Source organism: Roseovarius sp. MMSF_3298, from assembly GCF_030733705.1.
GTDB classification, from domain to species: Bacteria; Pseudomonadota; Alphaproteobacteria; order Rhodobacterales; family Rhodobacteraceae; genus Roseovarius; species Roseovarius confluentis.
In genome coordinates this window covers 118114-129706 of record NZ_JASHIN010000014.1, presented here as the reverse complement: position 1 = coordinate 129706, position 11593 = coordinate 118114, and the positions used below count along the sequence as shown (strand labels likewise).

Here is an 11593-nt window from a genome sequence, read left to right as displayed (position 1 = left end):
CCATGACCGCCCCCTTGGATTCGCACACCGCCCTTGCCATGCTCGACTGGCAGATTGATCTCGGCGCGACCGAGGCGATCGGCGACACGCCCGTAAACCGCTACGAAGTACCCGAAAAGCTGACACCGGCAAGGAAACCGGAGTCCGCGCCCCCCATCCCGGCCAAGCCCACCGAGGTCGACACCGCCGCCGAGGCCGGGTTCGCCGCCGCCGATGCTGGCTCCCTCGACGCGCTCAGATCCGCCCTCGCCGCGTTCGAGCATTGCGACCTGAAACGCGGCGCGCGCAATCTGGTGTTCTCCGACGGCCACCCCTCCGCTCGCCTGATGATCATCGGCGAGGCGCCGGGACGTGACGAGGACCAGCAGGGCAAACCCTTCGTCGGCCGCGCCGGGCAACTGCTCGACCGGATGCTCGCCGCCATCGGACACGCGCGCGGCAACGACGACGCCGACACCGGCGCCTATATCACCAACATCCTGCCCTGGCGCCCGCCGCAGAACCGCGACCCGAACCCGCAGGAAATCGCCATGATGCTGCCCTTCGTGGAACGTCACGTACAACTGGCCGACCCCGAGGTGATCGTGCTCATGGGCAATATCAGCTGCCAGGCCGCACTCGGCAAACGCGGCATCACCCGCCTGCGCGGCCAGTGGACGCAAGCGTTTGGCAAGCCCGCCCTGCCGATGTTCCATCCCGCCTACCTGCTGCGCAAACCACACGAAAAACGCGCTGCCTGGGCCGACCTGCTCGACCTCCAGGCCCGCCTCGAAGGACAGACATGAAGATCCTCGCCTTTTCCGACCTGCACCTCGCTCGCGCCCGCGCCGCCGACCTTGTCGGCGCCAGCGCCGAGGCCGACCTCGTCATCGGCGCTGGCGATTTCTGCAACCACCGCGCCGGGCTGGACGAGGCGATGGAGATGCTATCGGGCATCACGGCTCACATTGTCGCCGTCCCCGGCAACGCCGAAAGCTATCAGGAACTCACCTCGGCGGCCCTGCCGAATATGACCGTACTGCATGGTACCGGCACCAGCCAAGGCGACCTCTCCCTCTTCGGTCTCGGCTACGGCGTGCCGGTCACGCCCTTCGGCGACTGGTCCTGCGACCTGTCCAACGAAGAGGCCGCGACGCTGCTCGCCTCATGCGAGACCGCCGATATCCTTGTCTTGCATTCCCCGCCCAAGGGCGTCGCCGATCTTACCTCGCTGGACATGTCCGTGGGCTCCACCGCCATCCGCGACGCGATCGAGCGCATTCAGCCCAAACTGGCCCTCTGCGGCCATATCCACGACAGCTGGGGTGTGACCGGCCGCATCGGGGCGACGCAGGTGGTCAATCTCGGCCCCCGCCCCAACTGGTTCGAGCTCTGATGATCGACCCGCTCACCCTGCTGGCCTTCATCCCCGCCGCTGTCGCGCTCAACCTCACGCCCGGGGCGGACATGATGTTCTGCCTGGGCCTGCGCGGTGGCCCGCGTCCTGCCGTGGCCGCCAGCGCCGGGATCGTTCTCGGCGGCATGGTGCATGTCACGCTGGCCGGCCTTGGCCTCGGCGCAGCGATCGCCACCTTGCCGTGGCTCTTCGACGTGATCCGCTGGGCCGGCATTGCCTACCTGCTGTGGCTCGCGTGGCAGGCCTTGCGCCACCCACTACAGACCGGCGAGACGCCAGAAATCAAACCCTCCCGCGCCTTCCGCGATGGAATGATCGTGAACCTGACAAACCCGAAGGTGATCCTCTTCGTGCTGGCTTTCCTGCCGCAGTTTATCGACCCCTCCCAAGGCAGCATCTTGGCCCAGTTCCTGGTCTTCGGCGCGATAATCGCGGCGGGCGGTTTCATCGTCAATGCCGCCGTCGGCATATTCGCAGGCGGCCTTGGCCGCCGCATGGCCCGCTCGCCCGGCTTTGCCCGCGGCATCGGCTATGTCTGCGCCGCCATCTTCACCGGCCTCGCCCTGCGCCTCGCCCTGATCGAAAGGACCTGACCCGAACATGAGCCGCATCGATGAAACCAAGGACTTCATCCCGGTCCGCATCGCCGTCTTGACCGTCTCCGACAGCCGCGACCTCAGCCAGGACCGCTCCGGTGCCGTGTTGGTCGAACGCATCGAGGCCGCGGGCCATATCCTCTCCGACCGCATGGTCGTCCGCGACGAGCGCGACCAGATTACCGAGCAACTGCGCGAATGGATCGCCAGCCCCGAAATCGACGTTGTCCTTTCCACCGGCGGCACCGGCCTTACGGGCCGCGACGTCACGGTCGAGGCGCACAGGGATGTCTACGAAAAGGAAATCGACGCGTTCGGCACGGTCTTCACCATAGTTTCGATGAAAAAGATCGGTACGTCCGCAGTGCAATCCCGCGCGACGGGGGGCGTGGCGAACGGCACCTATCTTTTCGCCCTGCCAGGCAGCCCCGGCGCCTGCAAGGATGCGTGGGACGAAATCCTGGCCTACCAGTTCGATTACCGCCACAGCCCCTGCAATTTCGTCGAAATAATGCCGCGTCTGGACGAACATTTGCGACGGAAGTGACCTTTGGCCGCGTATCAGCCCCATGAAACCTTGCCGCGAGCGTCTATCTATATGGTATGACTGCCCCGCGCCAAGTGGCTTAAAAGGTTGATCTGAATGCGGTTCCTGCGCCACAGCCTGACCGGACTGTTCCTGCTGTCCCTGACAGTGGGCCTGTTCGCCTATGCCGGTCAGATCGTCTTTTCCGCTGTGCAGGAACGCATGAGCGCCGAAACCCAAGCGCCCGAGCGGCGCGAGCGTGTCTTCGCCGTCAACACCGTGACCGCCGAGCCGGGCACCCAGACGCCCGTCCTGACCGCCTATGGCGAGGTCGAAAGCCGCCGGACGCTCGAAATCCGCTCCGATGCGCCGGGCCGCGTGACCGAGTTGACCGCGCTGTTCGAGGATGGCGGCCGCGTCCGCGACGGGCAGGTTCTGGCCCGGATCGACCCTTCGGACGCACAATTCGCGCTGGACCTCGCCCGCGCCGATTTGACTGATGCCGAGGCCGAGGTGCGCGAGGCCGAGCGCGGCCTCAACCTCGCCCGCGACGAGCTTGCCGCGGCGCAGTCGCAGGCCGAACTGCGCAAAAGGGCCCTGGACCGCCAGCTTGACCTCGAAGAGCGCGGCGTTGGCACTGCCGCCGCCGTGGAACTCGCCGAACTCGACGCGGCCAGCGCCGAACAGGCCGTCCTGACCCGACGCCAGGCAGAAGCCACCGCCGAGGCCCGTGTCGACCAGGCACAGACCCGTCTATCGCGCAGCCGCATCGCGCTCGCCGAGGCGCAGAAGGCATTGGACGAGACCACCATCACCGCCCCTTTCACCGGCACGTTACAAGGCGTCAGCGTGGTCGAAGGTCGGCTCGTTTCCGCCAACGAGAAACTGGCCGATCTCATCGACACCTCCGCACTCGACGTGGCCTTCCGCGTCTCTACCGCCCAGCACCGCCGCCTGCTGGATGAAAACGGCGACCTGATCCTCGCGCCCGTCCGCATCCGTCTCGACGTCTTCGGTCTGGAAATGGAAACCACCGGCCGCATCACCCGCGACAGCGCCGGGGTCGAGGAAGGCCAGACCGGGCGTCTTGTCTATGCCCGCATCGACGACCCCCAAGGCCTCAAACCCCGCGACTTCGTCTCGGTCCTGATCGAGGAACCGCCCCTCGACAACGTCGTTCGTCTGCCCGCCACGGCGCTCGGCTCGGACGGCACCGTGCTGGCGCTGACGGCCGAGGACCGCCTGCGCGCCGTCCCCGTCACGCTGGTCCGCCGACAGGGCAATGACATCCTCGTATCCGGCGATGACCTCGACGGACTGGACATCGTGACCGAACGCAGCCCGCTTCTCGGCCCCGGCCTCAAGGTGCGCCCGCTGGGCAACGCGCGCCAGTCCGACGATACCGCCCAGATGCTGGAACTCAGCGAGGACCGCCGCGCCCGGCTGCGCCAGTTTGTCGAAGACAGCCCCGACATTCCCGCCGCCATGAAGACCCGCCTTCTGGGTCAACTCGAGCAGCCGGAAGTGCCGGCACGGACCGTGGAGCGGCTCGAACGCCGCATGGGCAGCTAACCCATGGTCCGCGATCTGCCCGAGAGCGCCGGCGGCATGCTCTCCTATTTCACCCGCCACCCCACCGCGGCGAACCTGCTGCTTGTCGTTCTTGTGGTCCTCGGCCTCGCCGCCGCGCCCCGGATGCAGGCACAGTTCTTCCCCGATGTCGTCGTGGACGAGGTCAGCGTCTCGGTTCTCTGGGACGGCGCCAGCGCCGAGGATATCGACGCGGGCATCGTGCAGGTTCTCGAACCCGCGCTTCTGGCCGTCGAGGGCGTGGAAACCTCTCAGGCCACATCCCGCGAAAACACCGCCAGCATCCAGCTTGAATTCGAGCCGGGCTGGGACATGGGCCGCGCCGCCGATGACGTCTCGGCCGCCGTCGACAGCATCACCGACCTGCCCGAAGAGGCCGAGGAGCCGCGCGTCACCCGCGGCGCATGGCGCGACCGTGTCACCGATATCGTCCTGACTGGCCCCGTCGCCACGCCCCAGCTCGGGCAGTTCGCCGACGAGTTGATCACCCGCCTCTACGACGCCGGCGTCACCCGCACCACGCTTCAGGGCGTCGCCGCGCCGCACACTATCGTCGAGGTGCCCACGACGAACCTCATCGCCTATGACATCACCATGGCCGAGATTGCCGCCGTGATCGCCGCCGAGGCCGACACCGACCCGGCCGGCGACGTGACCGGCGGCGCCACACGCGTCCGCATCGGCACCGAGAAACGCGACACCGACCAGATCGAGGCGCTGATCCTGCGCTCCAACCCCGACGGCTCCAAGCTTACCATCGGCGACGTGGCCAATGTGCGGGTCGAAGGCATCGACCGCGAACGCCAGTATTTCGTCGGCGAAAACCCAGCCCTTCAGATCCGCGTCGACCGCTCCGCCAATGGCGACGCACTCGCCATCCAGGCACAGGTCGAAGAGATCGCCGCCCGGATGGAAGCCACCCTGCCCGAAGGCACGGAACTGACGCTCATAAACACACGCTCCGACGCCATCTCCGGCCGACTCGACATGCTCATGGACAATGGCCTGACCGGCCTCCTGTTAGTGGTGTCGCTGCTGTTCCTGTTCCTCAACGCTCGCACCGCCTTCTGGGTCGCCGCGGGCATTCCCGTCGCAATGCTGGCAGCGATCGCGCTGATGTACGCGGCGGGGCTGACCATCAACATGATCTCGCTCTTCGCGCTCATCATCACGCTCGGCATCGTGGTGGACGATGCCATCGTGGTGGGCGAACATGCCGACGCCCGTGTACGCAAATATCGCGAAAACCCCGTACAAGCCGCCGAACGCGCCGCCCAGCGCATGGCCCTGCCCGTTTTCTCCGCCACCCTGACCACGCTCATTGCCTTCTTCGGTCTGGTCGCCATCGGCGGGCGCTTCGGCGACCTCATCATCGACATCCCCTTTACCGTGATCGTCGTCCTGACGGCCTCGCTGGTGGAATGCTTCCTGATCCTGCCGCATCACATGTCCCATGCGCTCACCCATGCGGGCAAGGAGCGCTGGTACGACTGGCCCTCGCGCACTGTGAACCGCGGCTTCGTCTGGCTGCGCGAACGTGCCTTCCGCCCGTTCATGGCGCTGGTCATCCGCGCCCGCTACCCGGTGCTTGCGGGGATCATCGTGCTCCTGGCTTCGCAGGCCGCGCTCTTCATCAAGGGCGACGTGCAATGGCGCTTCTTCAACGCCCCCGAACGCGGCAGCGTGACCGGCAACTTCTCGATGGCCCCCGGCGCCACGCGCGAGGACACACTGGCCATGATGCGCCAGATCCAGACCGCCGTCGAAGACCTCGGCGCCGACTACGAGGACCGCTACGGCGCCAACCCCATCAAGTTCGCCATCGCCCAGATCGGCGGCAATTCCGGCGGCGGCCTTGCCGGTGCCGACACCAAGGAACCCGACCAGCTGGGCGGCATATCCATCGAACTGATCGACCCCGACCTGCGCCCCTATTCCTCCTTCGCCTTCGTGGCCGAGTTGCAGGACGCCGTCACCCGCCACCCCCTGACCGAGGAACTCAGCTTTCGCGGCTGGCGCTCGGGCCCCGGCGGCGACGCGCTCGACGTCGAATTCTACGGCGCCAGTGCCGAGACGCTGAAAGACGCCTCCGAAGCGCTCAAATCCGCGCTGCTCGACTACCCCGAGGTATCGGCGGTCGAAGACAACTTGGCCTATGACAAGCAGGAATTGATCCTCGAACTCACGCCGCAGGGCCAGGCGCTGGGCTTCACCATCGACGGCATGGGCAGCGTCCTGCGCAACCGCCTCAACGGGATCGAGGCCGCGACCTATCCCGACAGCGCCCGCAGCGCCGAAATCCGCGTCGAGGTGCCGGAATCCGAGCTCACCGCCGACTTCCTCGAACGCATGCAGATCCGCGCGCCCACCGGCGCCTACGTGCCACTGGCGGATATCGTCAGCGTGACCGAGCGCGTGGGCTTCTCCACAATCCGGCGCGAGAACGGCATCCGCCACATCAATGTCACCGGCGACATTTCCGAAGATGACCCCGCCCGCGCCGCCGAGATCAGCACCGCTCTCGAGACCGAGATCCTGCCCCGCATTGCCAGCGTCCACCAGGTCGAATGGCAGCTTGGCGGCCTCGCCGAACAGGAAAGCGAGTTTCTTAACGACGCCCGCCTCGGCCTGATCCTGACGCTGACCGGGATCTACCTCGTCCTCGCCTGGGTTTTCGCCAGCTGGACGCGGCCCATCGTGGTGATGTCGATCATCCCCTTCGGTCTTGTCGGCACGATATACGGGCACGCCTTTTGGGAGGTGCCGCTGTCGATGTTCACGGTCGTGGGGCTCTTGGGCATGACCGGCATCATCATCAATGACTCGATCGTGCTAGTGACAACCATCGACGATTACGCCAAGGAGCGCGGCATCGTCCCCGCAATCATCGAAGGCGCCGTCGACCGGTTGCGCCCCGTCATGCTGACGACGCTTACCACGGTGCTTGGCCTCACCCCGCTTCTGTTCGAGCAATCCACACAGGCGCAGTTCATCAAACCCACGGTCATAACGCTGGTCTACGGCCTGGCCTTCGGCATGGTCCTCGTCCTGCTGCTGGTACCCGCGATCATTGCCATCCAGTCCGACGTCGCGCGACAGACCGCCTCCCTGCGCCGCGCCCTGCGCTCAAAACCCGGGGAATTGCGCGGTATCATGCTGGTGGGCGGGGTGGCCATCGCGGCGCTCTTCGCCGCCACGCTGGGTTTTGCGGCACTGACCGGCAGCCTGCCCGGACCGATCGCCGCGCTGGCCTTTGGATCCCCGATGCCGAAAGCACTGGTGCTCTTCATCGCGGGAACCCTTATGATCGTGGTTCTGCTCTATACCGCCGTGGCCCTGCGCCACGCCTTTCGCCGTCAGCCCGCCGAACAGCCCTGAATATCCACGGCACCACCCCGGCTCAGCACGGTAAAGCGTAGGCCCCTGCGGTCGACCGCAAAGGACCGCCCGTCGACATGGCTCAACACCGTCCGCGCGATCAGCCTGTCGCCCTGCCGCGTGGTCTCGGGCGGCGAGACCCAGACCTTGGGGTCGCTTGATTCGACCACCGCGTATTCCGACACGCCCAGCTTCGGCATTCGGATCGTCGCGGTCAGTTGCACGCCACCCGCCACGGGCGACAACCGGCAGGCAACGCTCCGCACCCCGGCCTCGTCGGCACCATAAGGCCGCGCGGTCAGGGCCGCGACGATGGCGGGGTCCGGCTTTTTCGCGGCACTCGGCAAGACCTGCGCCACGTTCACGCTGACCGGCACGCAGATATCCTTGCACACACCGATTTGCAGCTGGCCTTCCAGCCGCACGTCACGCCCACCCGCCTTGGGGCGGATGTGCAACGGCACAACCACGTCATCATCGTACCCGATGGTCATAAACCCGAATTGCGGCACCGGCTTGGGGGCGGGCCAGATCACGTCGACCCCCGAAAGGTTGCGCGATCCGCGCCAGTTGAACAGCGGCGGCACACCGGCCTCACCCGGACTGCGCCAATAGGTCTTCCACCCCGGTGCAAGGTCCAGCCGCAAAGCGGCGTAGTGACTGCCATCCGACGCCCGCCATCCGGGCAGCACATCGACGCGCACCATATTGGCGGTATCCTGGGCCGACACCGGCGCGGCACAGACCGCGATCAGGGCGGCTTTCAAAAGGGTCATGATCTTCTGCATGGGGCCTCTCATGGCGGGTTTCATCGGCTTTGCCAATTCACATTGAAGCGAGAAATCCCGGCACTCTCAAGGCAGGATGGTTGCACAGAACGCCCCGCACCTCCATCATGTGACCTGTAATCTAACCACCGGGGACCGCCTTGAGCGACATCGACCTGACCGGAAAACTGCTGATCGCCATGCCCGCCATGGGCGACGACCGCTTCGCGCAGTCGGTCGTCTTCATCTGCGCCCATTCACCAGAGGGCGCGATGGGTCTCATCGTCAACAAGCGCGCCGACGACCTGCGCCTCAGCGACCTTCTGGAGCAACTCGAGATCGCGCAGGGCCAGGACATGACCAACCTACCCGTACATTTCGGCGGCCCGGTGGAACATGGCCGCGGTTTCGTGTTGCATGATTACGGCTACCACTCTGCAATCTCCACACTCGACGTGAACGACGATTTCGCCATGACCGCGACGATGGACATCCTGGAGGACCTGGCGCTTGGCCGTGGTCCGCTGCGCAACATCGTGGCCTTGGGCTATGCCGGCTGGGGCCCCGGCCAGCTGGAAAGCGAATTGTCCCAGAACGCCTGGCTCACGGTCGAGGCCGACAAGGAAATCGTGTTCTCCCACGCTGACGCAACCAAGTGGGAATCCGCCCTGCAAAAGCTGGGCGTCAGCTCCGTCACGCTCTCCTCCGAGGCCGGCCACGCCTAGCCAAAAGCTTTATCAAAGCTTTTGGCAAAACTTTTGCGGAAAAGTTTGGCGATTGTATATTTGACAAACCCACGCTGAGTACCTATATTCTTATCAAGACGATAGGAGTTAGAAATGTCCGTACTCAGCAAACCTTACATGCACGACGAGGCCGCAGCTTTTGCGCACGTTGAGAGCATCCTTTGGGCCGATGGTCCGGTTTGCCCGCACTGTGGAGTAGTAGACCGCGCCTATCGTCTTGAGGGCGTCCGCACGAAGGCCAGCAAGAAGCACCCCGAAGGCAAAGAGCGCCACGGCCTCTGGAAGTGCCGCGATTGCCGCAAGCAGTTCACGGTTCGCAAGGGCACGATCTTCGAGGAAAGCCACATTGAGATGCACAAGTGGCTGCAAGCAATTCACCTGATGGTGTCCAGCAAGAAGGGTATCAGCGCCCACCAGCTTCACCGCGTTCTGGAAATTACGCACAAGTCCGCGTGGTTCATGGCGCACCGTATCCGCGAAGCTATGCGTAACGATAACAGTGTTGATTTCGGCTCTGGCGGTGGCACGGTCGAGGTGGACGAGACGTTCATCGGCGTTGACCGCACGAAGAAACCGCACGGCTCCAAGAAAGGCCGTGGCTACGCACACAAGCACAAGGTCTTGACGCTGGTGGACCGCAACACGGGCCGCGCGAAAAGTATGGTCGTGGATGATCTGAAAACCGCAACGCTTCTGCCGATCCTGCAAGAGAACATCGCCAAGGAAGCTGTAATCTACACTGACGAAGCGGGCCAGTACAAGTTTCTGAGCCGTGACTTTGCTGGTCATGATTTCGTCCGCCACGGTCAGGGTGAATATGGTCGCGGTACCGTCCACACAAACACGATTGAAGGCTATTTCAGCATCTTTAAACGAGGAATGAAGGGCGTATATCAGCATTGTGCAAAGAAGCACCTGCACCGCTATACTGCTGAGTTTGAGTTTCGGTACAACAACCGCTCAGCAAATGGCATCGAGGACACTGATCGTAGCCAACTTGCGTTGCAGGGTGCAAAAGGCAGGCGTTTGTTCTACACTTACCACGCCTGAAAGCGGTCCGGTCAGTCGTGTGCATCGTGACTGGTTCCTGGCCGCAAGGGAAGAAAAGTGATGGAGTACGATAAAGAGAAGTTCAAGCTTCTGATACATCACGTGGTCTGGCAGGTGCGGGACCGCGACGGGTGGGGCTTGACCAAACTCTTTAAGGTTCTGTGGTTCTTTGAGGCTCGTCGTTACGCTCTGCATAATGATATTTTCTCAGGCGCTAAGTACCAACGTGATGAGTTTGGGCCGCGACCCAAAGGCGCTTACCCACTGCTAAGCGAAATGGAAAAGTCTGGCATGATTTCAGTCGTGGACACGGCGTTTCATGATCACAAGATGCGTCGTCCTGTCCCGAGCCAGCCCCCGAAGCCGGGGTTGCTTAACGCCGATCAGGCAAAGGAACTGCAATATTGGATTGATTACGTGGATGGCAAATCCGCTTCGGAAATCAGCGAAGAATCTCACGACTATGGTTGGGAGATTGTCGGGCAAGGCGATGATCTGCCGCTGCACGCCATTTTGGCAGAACGGATCCGGGATCCTGAGGGCGCCGAGTTAGACTGGGCTATGAGCCGCGCTAGGGAGTTAAGTCTACCCTAATTATGAAGCGTCAATTGATTGAAGAAGAATGTGTGCGGTTAGCGGTCAACGAAGCAGAAGGCAGGTGGGCTAGGGCAGACGTTTCTTGGGAGACTGCGACCTTTGTAATCGCCAATGACCCAGAGGAAGGGATGGCTCTAACAGAAAGCGGAAAGACCCGTTCTTTCACTTTTCAGGGCAGTGTCTCTATCGGTATGCCCTCGCTCACCGTCATTTACGAGGATCAAGACCCGTTTCTAATCATACACGAAGTTAAGTTTTGGGAGCCTAAGCGCTATGTCAGAACGTTCCACTAGCCAGATCGACAAGTTCAAAGAAGCCGCCCGCCAGCTAGAGACGGACGACGACGAAGAGCGGTTCGAGAAGAAGCTAAAGAAGCTGGTTAAGCAGAAGCCCGGCAACGTTAGGGATGAAGATAATGGCAAGTGACTTGGAGACGTTCGGTGAGGTTGCGCAGGCCCTGCAGGGCATCCGCGATCAACTTTCTCTGCACGTCAAAGTGTTTGCTGCGTCCGTAGTTGTCGGATTGGGTGTTATCGGCTTTTTGTATAACAAGATGGATACCGTTGAGACGGCGGTAACCAAAAACACCGTGATTCTTGAGCGCCTTGAAGCGCAAATGAATAAGGTTGCGGCTGACGCTGGCGCGATCCGCGAAAGCGTACAAACAGTAAGCGCAAAACCTAGCCAGAAATCGTTTCCTGGGTACGTAGGCGTTAGCTCAGAAGACGCCACACGTGACGAGGTAATAAAGAATCTCAAAGCCGTAGAGGAAGGTTGGATATTTATCCCCGCCGAAAACATAGGAGAGGAAATGACCAGTGAGTGACCTTGAAATCCGAATGAAAATTGCGGAGTGGGTAGCCAAGACGGCTCTGCCGCCCATTGAGCAAAAGCAGGCAGCAGAGCATCTATATCACTTTATCACTATGCAGACTTGCGGAACCCCC

At 63.0% G+C, this 11593-nt stretch carries 12 protein-coding genes; 11 read left to right on the top strand and 1 reads right to left on the bottom strand.

The window, feature by feature from the left end; genetic code table 11:
- The first annotated feature begins 2 nt into the window (after positions 1–2).
- The 6 genes from RBB18_RS14015 to RBB18_RS13990 all read left to right on the top strand — a co-directional run bounded on the left by RBB18_RS14015 (position 3) and on the right by RBB18_RS13990 (position 7486).
- The gene (locus tag RBB18_RS14015) at positions 3–785 is read left to right on the top strand and encodes a uracil-DNA glycosylase family protein (protein WP_306111546.1); all 783 of its coding nucleotides are present in this window, start codon (positions 3–5) and stop codon (positions 783–785) included.
- Complete coding sequence (locus tag RBB18_RS14010; RefSeq protein ID WP_274593131.1) at positions 782–1375, top strand: metallophosphoesterase family protein; 594 nt, start codon at positions 782–784, stop codon at positions 1373–1375. Before RBB18_RS14015 ends, RBB18_RS14010 begins: the two co-directional genes overlap by 4 nt.
- Positions 1375–1989 (top strand): LysE family translocator, encoded by a 615-nt coding sequence (locus tag RBB18_RS14005; RefSeq protein WP_306111497.1) that lies wholly within the window; start codon positions 1375–1377, stop codon positions 1987–1989. The genes RBB18_RS14010 and RBB18_RS14005 overlap by 1 nt, the downstream gene beginning before the upstream one ends.
- Positions 1990–1996: 7 nt before the next feature.
- Entirely contained in the window at positions 1997–2539 is a 543-nt protein-coding gene (moaB, locus tag RBB18_RS14000; protein WP_274593133.1) for a molybdenum cofactor biosynthesis protein B, read from the top strand.
- Positions 2540–2635: 96 nt separating this feature from the next.
- Entirely contained in the window at positions 2636–4090 is a 1455-nt protein-coding gene (locus RBB18_RS13995) for an efflux RND transporter periplasmic adaptor subunit (protein ID WP_306111498.1), read from the top strand.
- Positions 4091–4093: 3 nt separating this feature from the next.
- Complete coding sequence (locus RBB18_RS13990; RefSeq protein ID WP_103763192.1) at positions 4094–7486, top strand: efflux RND transporter permease subunit; 3393 nt, start codon at positions 4094–4096, stop codon at positions 7484–7486.
- Here the strand turns inward: RBB18_RS13990 and RBB18_RS13985 are convergent.
- Positions 7465–8274: a protein-disulfide reductase DsbD domain-containing protein gene (locus RBB18_RS13985; protein WP_306111499.1), complete on the bottom strand. Its 810-nt coding sequence runs from the start codon at positions 8272–8274 to the stop codon at positions 7465–7467. The two genes, RBB18_RS13990 and RBB18_RS13985, sit on opposite strands and share 22 nt — an antisense overlap.
- A gap of 149 nt (positions 8275–8423) precedes the next feature.
- On the opposite strand from RBB18_RS13985, the gene RBB18_RS13980 reads away from it, so the two are divergent.
- The 5 genes from RBB18_RS13980 (at position 8424) to RBB18_RS13960 (ending at position 11472) form a co-directional block, all read left to right on the top strand.
- Positions 8424–8978 carry a YqgE/AlgH family protein gene (locus tag RBB18_RS13980; protein ID WP_103763439.1) on the top strand — a complete coding sequence of 185 codons (555 nt, stop codon included), beginning with the start codon at positions 8424–8426 and terminating at the stop codon, positions 8976–8978.
- 114 nt (positions 8979–9092) lie between these two features.
- Positions 9093–10049, top strand: coding sequence for an IS1595 family transposase (locus RBB18_RS13975; protein ID WP_306111500.1), 957 nt, complete (start codon positions 9093–9095; stop codon positions 10047–10049).
- A 60-nt stretch (positions 10050–10109) separates the two neighbouring features.
- Positions 10110–10643 (top strand): type II toxin-antitoxin system antitoxin SocA domain-containing protein, encoded by a 534-nt coding sequence (locus RBB18_RS13970; RefSeq protein ID WP_306111501.1) that lies wholly within the window; start codon positions 10110–10112, stop codon positions 10641–10643.
- Between the two features lie 276 nt (positions 10644–10919).
- Positions 10920–11072: a hypothetical protein gene (locus RBB18_RS13965; protein WP_306111502.1), complete on the top strand. Its 153-nt coding sequence runs from the start codon at positions 10920–10922 to the stop codon at positions 11070–11072.
- On the top strand, positions 11062–11472 hold the full coding sequence (locus RBB18_RS13960; protein WP_306111503.1) for a hypothetical protein: 411 nt from the start codon (positions 11062–11064) through the stop codon (positions 11470–11472). Before RBB18_RS13965 ends, RBB18_RS13960 begins: the two co-directional genes overlap by 11 nt.
- Positions 11473–11593: the final 121 nt, after the last annotated feature.